Consider the following 16,247-nt stretch of genomic DNA (forward strand, 5'->3'; position numbering starts at 1 on the left):
CGCCGGCAGCGAGCGTCGCGCCCGCAGCGACGGTCGTCCCGGCGGCGGCACCAGCGCCGAGCTGCGGCCCGCCCGCGACGATGCCGTTGGCGACGCTGGGGCCGAAAATCCCGAGTCCCAGAAGCGTCAGCGCCCCGAGCGCGATTGCCATTGCCTGCTCGATATCGGGTTCGGGACCCATTCCGGCATCGAGGAAGCGATCGAACAGGGTCGTCCCGATGCCGGTGATGACCGCCAGAACCAGAAGCTTGATGCCCGATGAGATGATATGGCCGAGAACGCGCTCGGCCATGAAGGCGGTGCGGCCGAAGAAGGCGAAAGGGATCAGGACGAAGCCCGCGAGCGTCATGAGCTTGAATTCGAGGATCGTCACGAAGACCTGCACCGCGAGGATGAAGAAGGCGAGCACCACGATCACCCAGGCGACCAGCAGGATCAGTATCTGGACGAAGTTGGTGAAGAGTCCTACCGGCCCCAGCAGATCGGCAGACGCATCGAGAAGCGGCTCGGCGGCATCGAGCCCCGTCGCCGCGACGAAACCCGGACGCATGAAGTCACCGATCGCCATGACGCCGCCGCTCGCCTTGAGGCCAAGACCCGCGAAGCTTTCGAGCATGATCGTCGCGAGGCTCTGAAAATTGCCGATGATGAAGGCGAACACGCCGATGTAGAGCGTCTTCTTGACGAGACGCTGGAGGACATCCTCGTCGGCGCCCCAAGCCCAGAAGAGCGCCGCGATCGTCACGTCGATCACGATCAGCGTCGACGACAGGAAGCCCACCTCGCCGCCAAGCAGCCCAAAGCCGCTGTCGATGTAGGTCGAGAAGACCCACAGAAACTGGTCGATCACGCCGGTGTCGTTCATCGCTCTTGCCTTTCCTGGCCGAAGAAGTGTCGGCGCTTCGCTTCCCACGCCGCCTCGCATTCCGCATCGGCAATGGTGACCGTGCGGCAGCGGCGGAGCGTCTCGGCAAGCTCGGGGCGTGCGTGCACTCCGGAGATCCGAGGGGAAGCTGGCGCACGCGGCACGGGCGGATCGGCCGCGGCCAGAAGCGCGAGCGACAGCGCCATGCCGCCGACGACCGCTCCGGCGACGAGCTTCCCCGCCCGGGCCATCTCAATTGCCCTTGCGGAAGCGGCGGAAGCGTTCGCGTCCTTCGGTCTCGGCCGCTGCCGCGCGCGCGGCATTCAGCATTTCGGCGCGGCCCTGCGCTGCGATCGCGGCGGCGAGGTCGCCGAGCTGCTGCGACTGGAGCGCGAGCAGCTGGTTGCCGGCTTGCGCCGCCTGCAGCGCACCACTCGCCGACTGGCTCGCGGTCACCAGTGTGGCGATCGACTGGCGGGCCGCGCCCATATTGGTGACGACGCCGGCCTGAACCTTCATCGCGTCCTGAAAGGCGCCGACACTGTCGTTCCAGCGCGCCTCGGCATTGGCAACGAGCGCCGCTTGCGGCCCCGACAGCGCGGCACCCTGGTAGCGGGCGTCGAACGCCTTCTGGATATCGCCGACATCGAAGGCGACGCGCTGCGCTTCGGCCAAAAGGTCCCGGGTGCGATCGACCCGTCCCTGCAGCTCCCGCAACGTCGAGGTCGGCAGGCTCTGAAGATGGCGCGCCTCGTTGACGAGCGAGGTCGCCTGGTTCTGGAGCTGCTTGATCTGGTTGTTGATCTGCTCGAGCGTGCGCGCGGCGGTCAGAATATTCTGGGCATAGTTGCGCGGGTCGTGGACGATCCCGCCGATCTGCGCCGCAGCGGGCGCGATCATCGGACCGGCGGACAGCATCGCGATCAGACCGGCCATTGCCGCATGGCGAAAGAAACGTTTCTTCATCATCTTCACTCCTTCAGGGGGCTGCGATTTCCAGATTGCCGAGCAGGTCGGCGGCCCAGGTCAGGCCGCGGTGGCGCAGCCAGGCCGCCGCGAACTGCTGCTGGCCATGCGCCGCCATCAGCTCGCCGATGCGAATCTGGTCGGACTTGGAGGAAGCAGCGGCGAAGGCGAGCGCGATGTCTCCGAGCCCCAGGTCGAAGAGCCGGTTGCCGCGCCGGGACTGGCAATAATAATCGCGCTTTGGCGTCGCCCGGCTCAGTATTCCGATCTGCCGGTCGTTGAGCCCGAAGCGTTCATAGACCCGCGCGATCTGCGGCTCCGCCGCGCGCTCGTTCGGCAGGAAGATGCGCGTGGGACAGCTCTCGATGATCGCCGGCGCGATCGCAGAGCTTTCTACATCGGCAAGGCTTTGCGTCGCGAAGATCACGCTCGCGTTCTTCTTGCGCAGCGTCTTCAGCCATTCGCGCAGCTGCGCCGCGAAGGCGGGTTGATCGAGAACGAGCCAGCCCTCGTCGATGATGATCAGCGTCGGCGAACCATCGAGGCGGGCTTCGATGCGGTGAAACAGATAGGACAGGACGTTCGCTGCCGAGGAGGACCCGACCAGGCCCTCGGTTTCGAGCGCCTGCACGCGCGCCGACCCCAGATGCTCGGCTTCGGCGTCGAGCATCCGGCCCCAGGGACCTCCAACCAGATAGGGCGCGAGCGCAAGCTTGAGTTCCTGCGATTGGAGCAGGACCGCTAGGCCGGTAAGCGTCCGCTCGGCGACCGGCGCGGTCGCGAGCGAGGTCAGCGCCGACCAGATATGCTCCTTCGCCGCCGGTCCCACCGCGACGCCTTCGCCGGCGAGCAGGGCCGCGAGCCATTCGGCCGCCCAGGCGCGTTCGGCGGCCTCGTCGATCCGCGCCAGCGGCTGCAGCGCGACCGAGCCGTCGCTGTCGGCGTCGTGGAGCGCGCCGCCGAGATCCTGCCAGTCGCCGCCCATGCCGAGCGCCGCGGCGCGGATCGAACCGCCATAGTCGAAGGCGAAGATCTGGCTGCCGGCGTAGCGCCGGAACTGCATCGCCATCAGCGCCAGCAGCACCGATTTGCCGGCGCCAGTTGGGCCGACGACGAGGCAGTGGCCGACATCGCCGACATGGAGCGAAAGGCGGAACGGGGTCGAACCTTCGGTCTTGCCGTAAAGCAAGGGGGCATCACCGAAATGCTCGTCCCGTTCCGCCCCCGCCCACACCGCCGAGAGGGGGATCAGGTGGGCGAGATTGAGGGTCGAGACCGGGGGCTGGCGGACATTGGCATAGACATGGCCGGGCAGGCTCCCGAACCAGGCCTCGAGCGCGTTGACGCCTTCGATGGTACAAGTGAAGTCGCGGCTCTGGATGATCTTCTCGACCAGCCGCAGCTTCTCGGATGCCAGCGCCGGATCGCGATCCCAGACCGTGATCGTTGCCGTGACATAGGCGATGCCCGCTTCGTCGGCACCAAGTTCCTGCAGCGCCATATCGGCGTCGGCCGCCTTGTTCGAGGCATCGCTGTCGATCAGGACCGATGCTTCGTTGGTCATCACCTCCTTCAGGATCGCGGCGACCGACTTGCGCTTCGCGAACCATTGGCGCCGGATCTTCGTCAGCAGCCTGGTCGCGTCGGTCTTGTCGAGCATGATCGCGCGCGTCGACCAGCGATAGCCGAAGGCCTGACGGTTGAGTTCGTCGAGCAGGCCCGGGAAGGTGACGCTCGGAAAACCCGTGATAGTGAGGGTGCGCAGATGATGATCGCCGAGTCGCGGCTCGAGACCGCCGACGAGCATCTCGTCGGCGAGCAGCGCATCGAGATAGATCGGCGTCTCGGGCACGCGGACGCGCTGCGCCTTGGTCGAGATGCAGCTGTGTAGATAGGTCAGCGTCTCGCCGTCGCCGAGCCATTCGGCCTCGGGCATGAAGCCCTCGACAAGATGCAGGACGCGGCCGGTTCGATCGACGAAGCTCGCGAGCAATTCCTTCGGATCGACGCCGGTCTTGGAACGCCCCTCATAGAGCCAGGCCTCGGCGCGCGCGGTCTCTTCGGCGGGCGGCATCCAGAGCAGGGTCAGATAGTAGAAGCTCTCGAAATGCGCTCCCGCCTCGCGGAACTGCTCGCGGCGCTCGATGTCAACGAGTTCCGACACGACATCGGGAAAGTCTGACACCGGATAGGATGTCGCGGGCGCGCGTTGCGCTTCGACGAAGACCGCCCAGCCCGAGCCCAGCCGCCGCAGCGTGCTGTTAAGCCGCGACGTGACCGCGACGAGCTCGGCGGGCGTGGCGCTGTCGAGGTCGGGCCCGCGAAAGCGCGCGGTGCGCTGGAAGGACCCATCCTTGTTGAGCACCACGCCCTCCGCCACCAGGCAGACCCAAGGGAGAAAATCGGCGAGGCGGGCGGATTTCGTGCGATATTCGGAAAGGTTCATCATGGGCGCATCCAGACAGGATATTTGAGGTGACGGCGGGCGACGTCGACAAACTGGGGGTCGCGGCGGGCGGCCCAGACCGAAAGGGCATGGCCGACCGCCCAGAGGACGAGACCGACGATCCAGAGGCGGAGACCGAGGCCGATCGCACCGGCGAGCGTGCCATTGACGATCGCGAGAGACCGTGGGACGCCGCCCAAGAGGATGGGCTCGGCCAGCGCCCGGTGAACCGGCGCGAAAAAGCCCGGCACCTCCCCTTCCCGGCCCATCAGGCGAGCGCTCCGCCGCCGAACGAGAAGAAGGAGAGGAAGAAGCTCGAGGCGGCGAAGGCGATCGACAGGCCGAACACGATCTGGACCAGACGTCGGAAGCCGCCTGAGGTGTCGCCGAAGGCAAGGCTGAGACCGGTCACGATGATGATGATCACCGCGACGATCTTCGCGACCGGCCCCTCGATGCTTTCGAGGATCGACTGCAGCGGGGCTTCCCACGGCATCGAGGAGCCGCCCGCCTGCGCCGGCGCCGACAAGACGAGCGCCACGAAGAGCGTGGTGGAGCAGAGCATGGCGCGGCGTGCGCCACGCCGGACGGCATGGGTCATCGATCATCTCCTTGAGAAATCATGAGGGGCGTAAGGCGATATTCGAGGTTCAACCGGTCGAACCCGTCGACGCGCGCGAGTTCGGAAAGGCGGCGACCCGTTCCGTCGCGCACGAGTACCGCCACGAGGTCGATCGTCTCGGCAAGCAGCGCGCGCGGCACGGTGACCACGGCTTCCTGGATCAGCTGCTCCATGCGGCGGAGCGCGCCAAGCGCGCTGCCGGCGTGGATCGTACCGACGCCGCCGGGATGGCCGGTACCCCAGGCTTTCAGGAGATCGAGCGCTTCGGCGCCGCGCACCTCTCCGATCGGGATGCGATCGGGCCGAAGGCGCAGCGACGAGCGGACAAGGTCGGACAGCGAGGCGACACCGTCCTTGGTCCGCATCGACACGAGATTAGGCGCGGCGCACTGCAGCTCGCGCGTGTCCTCGATGAGCACGATCCGGTCGCTGCTTCCCGCGATCTCCGCGAGCAGGGCGTTGGTCAGTGTCGTCTTGCCGGTACCGGTACCGCCGGCGACCAGGATGTTCTGCCGGTCGCGAACGCCTGCCCGGAGGATCTCGGCGGCACTGGCGGGCATGATGCCCGAGGCGACATAATCATCCAGCGAGAAGATGGCGATCGCGGGCTTGCGGATGGCGAAGGTCGGTGCGGCAACGACCGGCGGCAGCAGGCCTTCGAAGCGCTCGCCCCCGTCGGGCAGCTCGGCCGACACGCGAGGCGCCGCGCCATGCACTTCAACGCCGACATGATGCGCCACGAGGCGAATGATGCGCTCGCCGTCCGCCGCGGACAGCATCGCGCCGCTATCGGCCACACCCCTGCCCAGCCGGTCGACCCACAGGCGCCCGTCCGGATTGAGCATGATTTCGATGACGTCTCGGTCCGCGAGCCAGTCGGAGATCGCGCCGCCCATCGCGGTGCGGAGCATGCGCGCGCTGCGACGACGTGCCTCCAGCGGGACCGGTTCTGCGCTCATTACTACCCCGTTTCATATGGCCGGGCGAAGGCGCCCGGCGCGACGGGGAGGAGTAAGAGACGCACAGGATGCGCGAGTTCAACAAGGAAATCCGCGCGTCGAAGGCTGGCGAAGGAAGACAGGCGGAGGCGTAGGCCCCGCACCCGCGATCGCGGCGAGATGATACCGAATCGGGATGCAGACCTTGTGCCGGCCACGATTTTGACAACAGTGTAATCATGACTGATTCGGGGTCGCAGCCGTCAGAAGATGAAATGCGTTGGGCGCGGCTCACGGACAAGCAGCGTGCGTGTCTCGACCTGCTGCTCGAACATCAGACCTCGAAGCAGATTGCCAGGCAGCTCGATATTTCGAAGCAAGCCGTCGATCTCAGGCTGACGACGGCACGCGAAATCCTTGGGGCGGTCAATCGGGCCGAGGCGGCAAATCAATATGCGCGCCTCAAGCAGACCTATGACCGGATACCATGTGACGCGATCATACTAGCGGCAAAGCCCCGACTGGTGCCATCCGACTTCCCGAACGGGGAGTTGGCCGAGGTGGCGCTGCAACACAGTGCGCCCCTTACCGAGCAACCGATCGCGGTCGTTTCGCCGTTCAAGGGTCTGTGGAGGCATGATCATTCCGGTCGGACCAGAGTATGGATCATGGCGGCAATGCTGTCCGTGCTGATCCTTCTCATCCTGGCGGGATTGACCATCGGCGAAACGCTGACGCGGCTGATCTCCGGCTGATCCTTCTATCTGTCCAACGTCAACGGCCGGGGCGTCCGCTTCCGGCAGAGGAGAAGTCATGTCCAAGGAAATCACCATCACCGCCGCGCGGCTGATCCGCGACGTTCCCGCGGCGGAACTGCGCGTCGACGACGCGCTCATCGCCGTGTCGACGCTCATGACGAGTGTCGTGACGGCGCGGCGCGATACGGAAGGTGTGCCAACGACAAAAGGCCAGGCAACGATCCGCCGCTTGATGAAGGCCCAGATGGCGCTGGTCGATGCCAGCGGGGATATTCTTCGCGTGCATGGCGAGCTCGCGGACATCGGCCGCGAGACCGCGGGCTATGATCTTCATGAATGCCCGTCGATTGCCGGGGACAGAAGTGGCGCGCGATCCGCGGCGGCCTGACGGCGGTTGACCGGGGGCAATGGCCGTGAAAGTTTCGGAGCATGCGCATCGCCTTGTTTCTCGCTTTTCTGGCCATTGCTGTCGGCTATGCCGCGTGGAAGGGTGGTGGACCCGAACGTGTGATGGCGGCGATCGCGGTGGCGATGGTGGGCTCGGACCAGCTGCTCCATCTGTTCGTGCCGCCGAGTTTCGCGACGCTGGACACGGGCCATCTCGTCATCGATCTGTTTGGAGCCGTCTCCACCGTCACGCTCGCGCTGTTTGCGCATCGCTTCTGGCCGATGTGCATCGCCGTCTTGCACCTGGTTCCGCTACTCGCTCACTCGAGCAGGCTGATCGACATGGCGCTCCACCCGGCGGCCTATCTCGCAATGCAGGTGGCGACATCCTGGCCGGTGCCGGCAATTCTCATCCTCGCAACCTGGCGGCACCAACGTCGGCTCGCGAAAGGCGAGAACGAGCCATCCTGGCAGATTTCGTCGCGGCCATCGATCCGGGCAACAGCGGAGCCTTAGCAGAGGCGCTGCTCACGGAGCATCGATCCCTTGCCCGCCTCTTCGCCCAGTCGCCGGAATCGCTTGCCCGCACATTGGGGAAAGGCAGCCCTGTCGCCGCGATGATGGTCGCCGCCCGTGCCGCGGCACTCGAGGCCTTGTGCGCCGACATGACCGAAGCGAGCGTCGACCCCGCCAACCCGCGATTGCTCAAATATCTCAAGGCTTCGATGGGAGCGCTGACCTGCGAGACGCTGAGAGTGCTTTTTCTCGACGCATCCCACCGCCTGCTGGCGGACGAACAATTGCAGCACGGAAGCGTCAGGCAGGTCGCCTTCTATCCCCGCACCATATTTCGGCGGGCCATCGAACTCGACGCCGCCGCGATCATCCTCATTCACAATCATCCGAGCGGGAACCCGGTGCCAAGCCAGGGCGATATCGAAGGGACCGAACAGCTGGCGGAGATCGGAGCTTTAATCGATGTCGAAGTGCTGGAGCATATTATTGTCACCGCGCACGATCACCGAGCCATTATGGCAGACCGCCCATCGGCCCGTCCGAAGCCATCCGCGAAGGTCATTCTTCGGGATGAGTCTTCCGACTGGCGCAGCGCCCCTGGCGCGGCCCGCGCGCTCGACAGTGCGCAAAAGGCATCGCGGCGGCGCCTCCTCCGCCGCCAGCTGGTCGGCGCACCCGAGCTGTTCGGCGAGCCGGCCTGGGATGTGCTCATCGACCTCTTCATACACGAGGCCCAGGGCAAACCCGTATCCACCAGCTCATTCTGCATAGCCTCCGGCCTGCCCATGAGCAGCGCGCTGCGGCTGCTGCAGCGCCTGTGCGAGACGGGCCTGGTGACCCGTGAGGCGGACCGATTGGATGGAAGACGCAAGTTCATTCGGTTGGCGCCCCCTCTTGGCCACAGGCTCATGGCCTATTTTACAGGCGGCGACGAATGAGCTGCACCGATATCGCGCGATAGCTCGTCGCCAAGCTTCGGGCCGAGCTCCATCCGGCGGCTGAGCGAGTCGATGAATGCTTCCCATCGCTTCTTGCCAGTCGCCTGAGCCGCCCGCAGCGCTGCCTCGGGGAGCGGCGGTGTGTTAATGAGCCAGGAGCGGACGAATAAAGCGAAGGTCTCGTTTGACAGTTCGACATGCCATTCGAGCCGATCGAGCTGACGCGATATCCGGTCGAGCCGCCGCGTCAGAACGGCTTCGACCCGTTCTTCATGATCGGGCGTCAGCAGCGAGGCCAGCGCCGCCTCGACAATGTCGGTCCGTGTGATCCGGCGACTGCTCGCCCGTTCGTCGAGCTGACGCGCGAGGACGGCATCGATCCGAAACGTCCTTTTGACCGAAGATTTCCTCATAGCTCGATGCCGTCGTCCGGATCCTGTGCCGCAAGCCGGGCGCCCCGGCGCATCGCACCGTCGATCGCCTTGCGCTCGCGAACTGGGTCTTCATCGCGCTCGTCGACAGGAAATTCGAACTCGCTGGCTCCGGTACCCGGCGGCGGCGCGACATTCTCAAGATCGGGGATCGCGGGCTCCTGCCGGATGCCGCTACTGGCCTCGACATCGCCCGCCTCCTGTTCCGAAGCCTTGCCGGCAGCATCTTCGCCTGGAGGTTCGGCAAAAGCGCCGGCCAAAATTTCCGGACGGGCCAGCGATGTCCAGTCGTCGGATCGAGCCTCGCGCTCCGCCTGCATCTCAGGCGGGGGCAGGATGCGCACCTGGAACCGGGGATCGGTAAAATATCGCGCCTTGCGCGCGCGGATCGGTGCGACCCCGGCTGCCATGACGATCTCCTGGTCTGGCGGCAGCTGCATCACCTCGCCCGGGGTCAAAAGCGCACGCGCGGTTTCGGTGCGCGAGACCATGAGATGGCCGAGCCAGGGCGAGAGCCGGTGCCCCGCATAATTTTTCATCGCGCGCATCTCGGTCGCGGTCCCGAGCGCATCGGAAATGCGCTTGGCGGTGCGCTCGTCATTGGTCGCGAAACTCACCCGGACATGGCAATTGTCAAGGATCGCATTATTCTGCCCATAGGCCTTTTCGATCTGGTTCAGCGACTGGGCGATGAGGAAGGCCTTGATCCCGTAGCCCGCCATGAAGGCGAGCGCGCTCTCGAAGAAATCGAGCCGCCCCAACGCCGGAAATTCGTCGAGCATGAAGAGAAGGCGATGCGGCCGCACGGCAGGATTAAGCTCCTCGGTGAGCCGCCGCCCGATCTGGTTGAGGATGAGGCGGATCAGCGGCTTGGTGCGGCTGATGTCGCCGGGCGGGACGACGAGGTAGAGCGAGGTCGGCGTGTCGCCGGTTACAAGATCGGCGATGCGCCAGTCGGACCGCCCGGTCACCGCTGCGATGACCGGATCACGGTAAAGGCCGAGGAAGGACATGGCGGTCGAGAGCACGCCCGATCGCTCGTTCGCCGACTTGTTGAGGAGGTCCTGCGCGGCGCGGGCGACGACCGGATGCACGCCTGCCTCGCCGAGATGCGCCGTCGTCTGCATGACCCTCAGCGTCGTGGCAATGCCGCGGCGGGGATCGGAGAGAAAGGCAGCGACCCCCGCGAGCGACTTGTCCTCTTCGGCATAAAGGACATGGAGGATCGCCCCGACGAGCAAAGAATGGCTCGTCTTTTCCCAATGATTGCGCTTCTCGAGGCTGCCCTCGGGATCGACGAGCACGTCGGCGACATTCTGCGCGTCGCGCACCTCCCATTGTCCGCGCCGTATTTCGAGCAACGGATTGTATGCCGATGACGCGATATTGGTAGGATCGAAGAGCAGCACGCGGCCATGCCGGGCGCGAAAACCTGCGGTCAGCTGCCAATTCTCACCCTTAATGTCGTGCACGATGCAGCTGCCGGGCCAGGTGAGAAGCGTCGGCACGACGAGACCGACGCCCTTGCCCGAGCGCGTCGGCGCGAAGCAGAGGATATGTTCGGCGCCGTCGTGGCGAAGATAGCGCCTCCCGAACCGCCCGAGGATCACGCCGGCCTCGCCGAGCATGCCGGCACGCCGGATATCGCCCGCATCGGCCCAGCGTGCCGAGCCATAGGTTTCGGCGCGCCTTCGCTCGCGGGCCCGCCACACCGACATGGCGATCGCGACGACGATCGAGACGAAGCCGCCCGAGGCCGCGATCATCGCGCCGCGGTAGAAGATCGGCGGCGCATAGGCGTCATAAACGAACCACCACCAGAAGAAGGCCGGCGGCGGATAAACGGGATAGTCACCGACCCGGAACCATGGCGCACCGAGCGCCGGCTGAAACCCGAGCGCCGCCGCGGTCCACTGCGTCGCGGCCCAGACCGCAAGGATCACGATCGCGCCGACCGCGGCGATCTGGCCCCAGAGTATCTTGTCGTTCATGCGATGCTGTCCTTCTAGATGCCAAGGCCCCGGCCCAACGCCCAGTCGACGCCGCCGCCTGGCGACATGGTGCCGGTAATGTGCTCGCCGAGGTGACGGTCGAGCGCGGGGCGCCACGGAACGAGCTGGAAGCCGAACCCGTCGTCGATCATCGCAAAGCGCCCCGACGCGAGCGTGACGCGTTCGCGGTAGATGCCGCTGACATGCTCGCCGGCAGCCGAGGGTTTCGCGGCAAGGCCCGTCCGTCGCGCAATGTCGGCGGTCGCGGCGTCGAGCTCGCGCGAGGCGAGCTTGTCGATCAGGCCCGGCGACAGGGTCAGCCGATCGCCGGCGCGCGAAGCGAGGCCCTCTCTCACAAGATGGCGGGCGCGCTCGTCCATCGCCTGGCGGATTTCGAGACCGAAGCCATTGCCGCATGCGACGGGCTCGCGAGCGACGAGCTGGCGGTCGAGCCAGGTCGCGCCGGGCGCCGTGACCTGCGCGGCAAGCGGCAGGTCGGAGCGCGTCGCCAATGACATATGGGCGCGGCCCTTACCGTCCTCCCAGCTGCGCAACTCGACGATCGCCCCGGGCCGCGCGTCGCCGGTCCTCTCCATGTCGTTGAAGCGGATATGGTGGGTGCGCCCGTCGGCGCCGTCGACGATCGCATAGACGCTGCCGGCGAGCTCGTCATGAAGACCGCGCTCGACCAGTCGGCCGATGATCGGACCTCCCGGGGCTCCTTCGTGCAGCGCGAGCGTAGCGGGATCGAAACGTCCGCCGTCGCGGGTGAGCGCCCGGTGCATCGTCTTGATGATATCGCCGCGTACCGCGACTTCGCGCAGCGCCTGTTCGGCGCCCACATCCATGACCCAGAGGCCGGCGCCCGTTCGTTCGGCGAGTCCCATCTGTTCGAGCTTCGCGGCGCGACCCACCAGCAGTCCATGCATGCGCCGATCGTCATCCGCGGCGGGACGCAGGTCGATCACTCCGCCCATCTGGTCGGCGATCCGCTGCAGCCGCGTATCAAGGCTTGTCCAGCGTTCGGCATCGACCTCGCGCGCGAGCGCATTTTGAATATCGAGTTCGCTGCGCGGACCAAGCTCGAGCGTCATGAGGGTCTCGGCGCGTCCCCGGATACCGGCAGAAATATAGCCGCGGTCGATCACGAGATCTGAGCCATCGTCGGCAACCCCACGCACGAGGATATGGACGTGCGGATTGTCGGTGTTCCAATGGTCGACGGCGACCCAGTCGAGCTGCGTTTCCAGATCCCTCTGCATGTTGGTGAGAAGATCCCGGGTGAAGGCGCGAAGGTCGCCGAGATCGGCCGCATCCTCGGGGCTGACGATCAGCCGAAAATGGTGCCGGTCATCCTCACAGCGCTCGGCGAACGCGCCGCGATCGGCTGCGTCGCCCTCAGCATCGAACATGCTCGCGTCGCGGCCGTCGCGGGTCACGCCCTCGCGTTCCAGATAGGAGATATGGCGCGCGAGCGGCGCGGCCCGGAACCGCGCGCCGCGATGGCGAACGACGCGTGCCATGACAGTAACGCGCCGGCTGCCCGGCCGGCTGCGCATCGCCGCGAGCGCGCCCCGGCCCCGCCCCCGCGTTCCGGTCCCGCCTCCGCGTGTCCGCCCGGATCGCGAGCGGGTGTAGCCCGAGCGAGCGGCAGCCCTGCGGACCTGGGCTGCGAGACGCTTCCCCCTTCCCGCGGACCCCGAGCCGCGATCGCGGCTCCGTCCCGGCCTGACCCGGAAATCGCCGTCGTCACGCCGCATGGAACGGCCTGCCATACGAAATCGGCGCGCGCGCGGCCGGCTTGGCGCGCTCCGTATGGCTAATCTTGGAGGTGCCATACGCGCAAGGCCGCCGAAAACCGACCATCCCGGGCCCGCAGCTGGCACGGCTTTTATCTTGCGATCCCCAATTTCCCTTCCAGCAAGACCCTGCAGCTCCCCGACACCAGCCTCCAGCAACGCTGACCCATCGGCGGAACATCAGCGCTCCCCATGGGTGGTGAGGGAGATGAAGAGCGACGCAGACGGTGCGGAAGACGGCGCAGCGCCTTCGGGCCCATATGCCGGACGCGCATTCTCTGGATCGGCGCGGAGCCCGGCGAAGAGCCCCGCGCCGCGCCAGCCAGGCGACGGTCTGGGCGGCAAGGCGACAGCGTCGACGGCAGAAACAGTGCCGACACCATGCAGTTCGGGGGCAATCTTCGCGACATAGGCGATGGTTTCGGCGGGCAGGCCGCGGCGGCCCGACGCATAGGCATCGGCGCGCCCGGGCCCCGCATTATAGGCGGCGAGCATCAGCGCGATGTCGCCATAGCGGTCCCACATCGCGCGCAGATAGGCTGCACCCGCCAGGATGTTGGCGCGGGGATCGAACGGGTCAGACCCGAGCCGATGACGCGCCGTCAGCGACGCCCAGGTGCCGGGCATGATCTGCATCAGTCCCATCGCCCCGGCGTGCGACACGGCGCCGGCCCGCCCGCGGCTTTCGGCGTGCATCACGCGCCAGATCCAGAGTTCGGGAATAGCGAAACGCCGCGCCGCTTCGGCAACCGATGCGGCATAGGGATGTCCGGCCGGCTGCACCGCGGCGGCAGCCGGCGTGCAGACCGGCGGCAGGACGAAGCCCATGAGCAACGCGCCGAATGGCGCGGCGACACGCAGCGCAAGACGCCGGACGATGTGCAGCCGCCGCGCCATCGATCAATTTCCGCCCTGCGCTTCGGGGCGCGACCAGAGGATCGAATATTCGTCCGGGTCGTCGCCCAGGCGAACCATGTTCGCGCGCAGCGGCGTGGCAAGGCTCGGGTCGTCGATCTGCAGGGCGATGTACAGGCCACGCGGGCCCAAACGATCCCAGCCGGCGCCGATCTCCGCGCCGAGCGCGGGATCGCCGATCAGCAGTCGCCAAGCGGGTGCATTCTCTTTCTCCGAATAGGCCGCGCTGGAAAGCGTGATCTCCGCGTCGAACGCGAGCGTCCTGATCGAGCCCGAGAAGCCGCCGGTGTCGGTGCGGCGCATTATTCCGATAATCATCTATATCTCCTTCTTGCTGGGCGATGGTGCACGGCGGGCTTCGCCGGGGCGCCAGCGAAGCGGCGCCGAAGCGTTCAAACGGGTCAGCAGCGGATGCGCGGTGCCGATCAGGCCGGCGGCCGGCAGCGCCCCGAAATAGCGCCCGTCGAGGCTGTCCGGCGCTGTATTGAGGAGGAAGAGCTCGCCGCGCCCGACGGACCGGCAGCCGGTCCAGACGGGGAGCGGGCGGTTCGCCCGGTCGCGCGCCAGCGCGCGGGCGACGCCCGTTCCGTCGATCGTTACGAAGGTGCCCGACCGGCAGACGAGTGCGCCGGGAAGCGCCGCGACGCGCTTCAAAAGCGGCAGGCCGCGCGGCAGATATCCGCGCGCGGCGAGGAAACCGGCGAGCTCCGGCGGCGGGTCGATGGCGACAAGGTCGCCGACCTGCGGCGCCGCATCCGTGTCGATCCGGTAGAGTCCGATCGGCGCACTGGCGCTCGCGTTCCAGACCAGGCGCGGCGCGGGCGCTGCCAAGGCGACGGCAACGAAGAGCGTGCCGAACAGCGCCGCTGTCGCCGCAGTGACGGAAAGAATCCGGCGGTTCATGATTCGATCGCCCGGCGGCGCAGCCACGCCGTGTGGCGTTCGAGCGAGTAAGGCCGGCACGGTAAGCCGGATGCAATCCGGCTGCCGATATGGCGCCAATGGTCTGGCGCCGCGTCGCAGGCGTCGACCCCGACGGCTTCGACCGCATCGATCGCCGCGAGCGCCTTTTGAACTTTCGGCCAGCTATCGATACGCGCCAGGATTTCAGCGCCGGGACGGACGAACGGCAGCGTCGAATGCGGCTCGCCGGGCGCAACCGCCATGGCGATCGCGATATTCGAATGGATGGTGCCGAAGTCGTTCGCTGTCCAGCGGACGAAGGCGAAGACGGCGCCGGGCCGAAAGCAGACTATGCGTGTACGGCGGCTCAGGATGCGCTCGGCGGCAACGCGGCCGAAGCGGATCCATTGTTCGTGTCGGCCTTCGATCCAGGTCAGTTCGACCTCGGAGAACGCATCGCGCTGCGGCGGCGAAGGCGCCGCGAGCACGCGACCCCTACGCGACGAAGCCCCCGGCAACCCAAGCGCGGCATCGAAATCGGCGCGGCGCATCAGCGCGGCTCCCGCCGCGCGGGGCGTACGATTCCGCTACCGGGATCGGAGGTCGAGGTGCGGCGGCCGAGCTCGACCCAGGCGTCGAGTTCGTCGATCGCATAGACCACGCGGCCCCCGAGCTTGCGATAGACGGGTCCCGTTCCGTAGCAGCGATGCTTCTCAAGCGTCCGGTGCGATAGTCCTACGCGTTTTGCCGCCTCAGGCGTCGTCAGAAAGCGCGGCGGGTGGCCGGTGGTCATGGGAAGCTCCTTCAAGTCGCCGGACCCTGAGGAGCGGGCCGGCGGGCGATGTCGCGTCATGGCGCGGAGCAAGGCGCACGGGGGAGCGGCTCGATTTCGCCGCTATTTTTGTCGCCCCAGCGTGCCCGCGAGCAGCGCGCGATAGCCGCGTGCGGCTATCGCCTCGGCTTCGCGGATCAGCCGCTGGGTCCGTCGCCGTTCGGGCGAGGCCTTCCAGGCCGCACCGCGGCCGATGGTCATGCGCGGATAGACGAGGCGGCTTGCGACCTCGTGACTGGTGACGCGGGTCCCCTCGCGAAGGTCGAGGATGGCGAGCAACAGGTCGAGCCGCTGCGCCTGATAGAGGGTCGGCCAGACCCCGGGCTGCGGAGTCGGCACTCCGCGCAGCGATCGGTCGAGCTCCTGAACCGCCTCGAGCCGTGTCCCGGTCATGCCGTCGAGAGGAATGATGGCGGCAAGGACAGCGCGCTCCGGATCGCCGCGCAGCCAGATCCGGTGAAGCGCGCGCCCATGCTCCAGAATATAATGGTGCGCGCCAGTCGCGACCCGGTCAGCGACACGTCGCTCGGCGAAACGAAAATCAAGTCCGCAGCCGAAAACCGGCGTATCCGGGACCGCAGAATCGGCGGCGTCGATCACCACGACATAGGGACAGGCGGCCGCGTCCCAGAAGGCCGGCGCCTCCAGCGCCGGTCGCCGCGGGTCGGCCGGGAAAGCAGAGGCCCCATCGCCGGGCCATCACCTCCTGCGACGCCGGCCCCGCGTCGGGGTCCGTCATCACCTGCTCATACTCGCGGCGATAGTCCGCGCTGCGGCGGAGAAATTCCTGGGCATAGCCGGGAAAGTCGAGGCGCGGCCGCCGATCATCCTCTCCCGCGCTCTTCCCCGCCACCACTGCCTCCGTTCGAGACAGCAGAGTTGGCCAGTGGCCCGCCCACGCCAATTCCAAGACTCGGGGATGGGCATGCCCAGAAATGGG

The 16,247-nt window shown here is 66.9% G+C and carries 21 protein-coding genes; 4 read left to right on the forward strand and 17 right to left on the reverse strand.

Annotated features, from left to right (window positions below):
• The 7 genes from trbL to trbB form a co-directional block, all read right to left on the reverse strand.
• On the reverse strand, positions 1-865 hold an 865-nt coding region (gene trbL / locus ACREB7_RS17575), incomplete at its 3' end, for a P-type conjugative transfer protein TrbL (protein ID WP_431593577.1).
• Entirely contained in the window at positions 862-1,116 is a 255-nt protein-coding gene (trbK-alt, locus tag ACREB7_RS17580) for a putative entry exclusion protein TrbK-alt (protein WP_431593578.1), read from the reverse strand. The genes trbK-alt and trbL, both read right to left, overlap by 4 nt.
• A gap of 1 nt (position 1,117) precedes the next feature.
• Positions 1,118-1,831, reverse strand: a complete 714-nt coding sequence (gene trbJ, locus ACREB7_RS17585) for a P-type conjugative transfer protein TrbJ (protein WP_431593594.1) — start codon at positions 1,829-1,831, stop codon at positions 1,118-1,120.
• Positions 1,832-1,844: 13 nt separating this feature from the next.
• The gene (trbE, locus tag ACREB7_RS17590) at positions 1,845-4,280 is read right to left on the reverse strand and encodes a conjugal transfer protein TrbE (RefSeq protein ID WP_431593579.1); all 2,436 of its coding nucleotides are present in this window, start codon (positions 4,278-4,280) and stop codon (positions 1,845-1,847) included.
• Positions 4,277-4,546, reverse strand: a complete 270-nt coding sequence (locus ACREB7_RS17595; RefSeq protein ID WP_431593580.1) for a VirB3 family type IV secretion system protein — start codon at positions 4,544-4,546, stop codon at positions 4,277-4,279. The genes trbE and ACREB7_RS17595 overlap by 4 nt, the downstream gene beginning before the upstream one ends.
• Positions 4,546-4,878 (reverse strand): TrbC/VirB2 family protein, encoded by a 333-nt coding sequence (locus ACREB7_RS17600; protein ID WP_431593581.1) that lies wholly within the window; start codon positions 4,876-4,878, stop codon positions 4,546-4,548. The genes ACREB7_RS17595 and ACREB7_RS17600 overlap by 1 nt, the downstream gene beginning before the upstream one ends.
• A complete protein-coding gene (gene trbB / locus ACREB7_RS17605) occupies positions 4,875-5,858 on the reverse strand; it encodes a P-type conjugative transfer ATPase TrbB (protein WP_431593582.1) in 984 nt (327 codons plus the stop codon). The genes ACREB7_RS17600 and trbB overlap by 4 nt, the downstream gene beginning before the upstream one ends.
• 218 nt (positions 5,859-6,076) lie before the next feature.
• Between trbB and ACREB7_RS17610 the strand changes: the two genes are divergently transcribed.
• From ACREB7_RS17610 to ACREB7_RS17625, 4 genes are all read left to right on the forward strand, one after another.
• Positions 6,077-6,592, forward strand: coding sequence for a LuxR C-terminal-related transcriptional regulator (locus ACREB7_RS17610; RefSeq protein WP_431593583.1), 516 nt, complete (start codon positions 6,077-6,079; stop codon positions 6,590-6,592).
• A 58-nt stretch (positions 6,593-6,650) separates the two neighbouring features.
• Positions 6,651-6,983 carry a hypothetical protein gene (locus ACREB7_RS17615; protein WP_431593584.1) on the forward strand — a complete coding sequence of 111 codons (333 nt, stop codon included), beginning with the start codon at positions 6,651-6,653 and terminating at the stop codon, positions 6,981-6,983.
• A 41-nt stretch (positions 6,984-7,024) separates the two neighbouring features.
• Positions 7,025-7,498 carry a hypothetical protein gene (locus ACREB7_RS17620; RefSeq protein ID WP_431593585.1) on the forward strand — a complete coding sequence of 158 codons (474 nt, stop codon included), beginning with the start codon at positions 7,025-7,027 and terminating at the stop codon, positions 7,496-7,498.
• Between the two features lie 101 nt (positions 7,499-7,599).
• The gene (locus ACREB7_RS17625) at positions 7,600-8,436 is read left to right on the forward strand and encodes a JAB domain-containing protein (protein ID WP_431593586.1); all 837 of its coding nucleotides are present in this window, start codon (positions 7,600-7,602) and stop codon (positions 8,434-8,436) included.
• On the opposite strand, the gene ACREB7_RS17630 is transcribed toward ACREB7_RS17625, so the two are convergent.
• The 10 genes from ACREB7_RS17630 to ACREB7_RS17675 all read right to left on the reverse strand — a co-directional run bounded on the left by ACREB7_RS17630 (position 8,412) and on the right by ACREB7_RS17675 (position 16,163).
• The gene (locus ACREB7_RS17630; RefSeq protein WP_431593587.1) at positions 8,412-8,849 is read right to left on the reverse strand and encodes a CopG family transcriptional regulator; all 438 of its coding nucleotides are present in this window, start codon (positions 8,847-8,849) and stop codon (positions 8,412-8,414) included. The two genes, ACREB7_RS17625 and ACREB7_RS17630, sit on opposite strands and share 25 nt — an antisense overlap.
• Positions 8,846-10,858, reverse strand: coding sequence for a conjugal transfer protein TraG (locus tag ACREB7_RS17635; protein ID WP_431593588.1), 2,013 nt, complete (start codon positions 10,856-10,858; stop codon positions 8,846-8,848). Before ACREB7_RS17635 ends, ACREB7_RS17630 begins: the two co-directional genes overlap by 4 nt.
• A 14-nt stretch (positions 10,859-10,872) precedes the next feature.
• A complete protein-coding gene (locus tag ACREB7_RS17640; RefSeq protein WP_431593595.1) occupies positions 10,873-12,618 on the reverse strand; it encodes a relaxase/mobilization nuclease domain-containing protein in 1,746 nt (581 codons plus the stop codon).
• A 219-nt stretch (positions 12,619-12,837) separates the two neighbouring features.
• Positions 12,838-13,485 carry a lytic transglycosylase domain-containing protein gene (locus ACREB7_RS17645; RefSeq protein ID WP_431593596.1) on the reverse strand — a complete coding sequence of 216 codons (648 nt, stop codon included), beginning with the start codon at positions 13,483-13,485 and terminating at the stop codon, positions 12,838-12,840.
• A 72-nt stretch (positions 13,486-13,557) separates the two neighbouring features.
• Positions 13,558-13,875, reverse strand: a complete 318-nt coding sequence (locus tag ACREB7_RS17650; protein ID WP_431593589.1) for a DUF736 domain-containing protein — start codon at positions 13,873-13,875, stop codon at positions 13,558-13,560.
• Between the two features lie 15 nt (positions 13,876-13,890).
• Positions 13,891-14,475: a S26 family signal peptidase gene (locus ACREB7_RS17655; protein ID WP_431593590.1), complete on the reverse strand. Its 585-nt coding sequence runs from the start codon at positions 14,473-14,475 to the stop codon at positions 13,891-13,893.
• The gene (locus ACREB7_RS17660) at positions 14,472-15,026 is read right to left on the reverse strand and encodes a DUF2840 domain-containing protein (RefSeq protein WP_431593591.1); all 555 of its coding nucleotides are present in this window, start codon (positions 15,024-15,026) and stop codon (positions 14,472-14,474) included. The genes ACREB7_RS17655 and ACREB7_RS17660 overlap by 4 nt, the downstream gene beginning before the upstream one ends.
• On the reverse strand, positions 15,026-15,268 hold the full coding sequence (locus tag ACREB7_RS17665) for a helix-turn-helix transcriptional regulator (RefSeq protein WP_431593592.1): 243 nt from the start codon (positions 15,266-15,268) through the stop codon (positions 15,026-15,028). Before ACREB7_RS17665 ends, ACREB7_RS17660 begins: the two co-directional genes overlap by 1 nt.
• 102 nt (positions 15,269-15,370) lie before the next feature.
• The gene (locus ACREB7_RS17670; protein ID WP_431593593.1) at positions 15,371-15,910 is read right to left on the reverse strand and encodes a DNA -binding domain-containing protein; all 540 of its coding nucleotides are present in this window, start codon (positions 15,908-15,910) and stop codon (positions 15,371-15,373) included.
• Positions 15,849-16,163 (reverse strand): transcriptional regulator domain-containing protein, encoded by a 315-nt coding sequence (locus ACREB7_RS17675; RefSeq protein WP_431593597.1) that lies wholly within the window; start codon positions 16,161-16,163, stop codon positions 15,849-15,851. The genes ACREB7_RS17670 and ACREB7_RS17675 overlap by 62 nt, the downstream gene beginning before the upstream one ends.
• Positions 16,164-16,247 lie beyond the last annotated feature (84 nt).

Source organism: Sphingopyxis sp. (assembly GCF_050725615.1).
Lineage (GTDB): Bacteria > Pseudomonadota > Alphaproteobacteria > Sphingomonadales > Sphingomonadaceae > Sphingopyxis.

What these genes read in the sequence shown, in the direction of transcription:
- ACREB7_RS17620 (WP_431593585.1), top strand. Translation starts at nt 7,025, where the DNA reads ATGCGCATCGCCTTGTTTCTCGCTTTTCTGGCCATTGCTGTCGGCTAT.
- ACREB7_RS17600 (WP_431593581.1), bottom strand. Translation starts at nt 4,878, where the DNA reads ATGACCCATGCCGTCCGGCGTGGCGCACGCCGCGCCATGCTCTGCTCC.
- ACREB7_RS17650 (WP_431593589.1), bottom strand. Translation starts at nt 13,875, where the DNA reads ATGCGCCGCACCGACACCGGCGGCTTCTCGGGCTCGATCAGGACGCTC.
- trbK-alt (WP_431593578.1), bottom strand. Translation starts at nt 1,116, where the DNA reads ATGGCCCGGGCGGGGAAGCTCGTCGCCGGAGCGGTCGTCGGCGGCATG.
- ACREB7_RS17635 (WP_431593588.1), bottom strand. Translation starts at nt 10,858, where the DNA reads ATGAACGACAAGATACTCTGGGGCCAGATCGCCGCGGTCGGCGCGATC.
- ACREB7_RS17595 (WP_431593580.1), bottom strand. Translation starts at nt 4,546, where the DNA reads ATGGGCCGGGAAGGGGAGGTGCCGGGCTTTTTCGCGCCGGTTCACCGG.
- ACREB7_RS17615 (WP_431593584.1), top strand. Translation starts at nt 6,651, where the DNA reads ATGTCCAAGGAAATCACCATCACCGCCGCGCGGCTGATCCGCGACGTT.
- ACREB7_RS17610 (WP_431593583.1), top strand. Translation starts at nt 6,077, where the DNA reads ATGACTGATTCGGGGTCGCAGCCGTCAGAAGATGAAATGCGTTGGGCG.
- ACREB7_RS17630 (WP_431593587.1), bottom strand. Translation starts at nt 8,849, where the DNA reads ATGAGGAAATCTTCGGTCAAAAGGACGTTTCGGATCGATGCCGTCCTC.
- trbB (WP_431593582.1), bottom strand. Translation starts at nt 5,858, where the DNA reads ATGAGCGCAGAACCGGTCCCGCTGGAGGCACGTCGTCGCAGCGCGCGC.
- ACREB7_RS17645 (WP_431593596.1), bottom strand. Translation starts at nt 13,485, where the DNA reads ATGGGCTTCGTCCTGCCGCCGGTCTGCACGCCGGCTGCCGCCGCGGTG.
- ACREB7_RS17660 (WP_431593591.1), bottom strand. Translation starts at nt 15,026, where the DNA reads ATGCGCCGCGCCGATTTCGATGCCGCGCTTGGGTTGCCGGGGGCTTCG.
- ACREB7_RS17655 (WP_431593590.1), bottom strand. Translation starts at nt 14,475, where the DNA reads ATGAACCGCCGGATTCTTTCCGTCACTGCGGCGACAGCGGCGCTGTTC.
- trbE (WP_431593579.1), bottom strand. Translation starts at nt 4,280, where the DNA reads ATGATGAACCTTTCCGAATATCGCACGAAATCCGCCCGCCTCGCCGAT.
- ACREB7_RS17640 (WP_431593595.1), bottom strand. Translation starts at nt 12,618, where the DNA reads ATGCGGCGTGACGACGGCGATTTCCGGGTCAGGCCGGGACGGAGCCGC.
- trbJ (WP_431593594.1), bottom strand. Translation starts at nt 1,831, where the DNA reads ATGAAGAAACGTTTCTTTCGCCATGCGGCAATGGCCGGTCTGATCGCG.
- ACREB7_RS17625 (WP_431593586.1), top strand. Translation starts at nt 7,600, where the DNA reads ATGATGGTCGCCGCCCGTGCCGCGGCACTCGAGGCCTTGTGCGCCGAC.
- ACREB7_RS17665 (WP_431593592.1), bottom strand. Translation starts at nt 15,268, where the DNA reads ATGACCACCGGCCACCCGCCGCGCTTTCTGACGACGCCTGAGGCGGCA.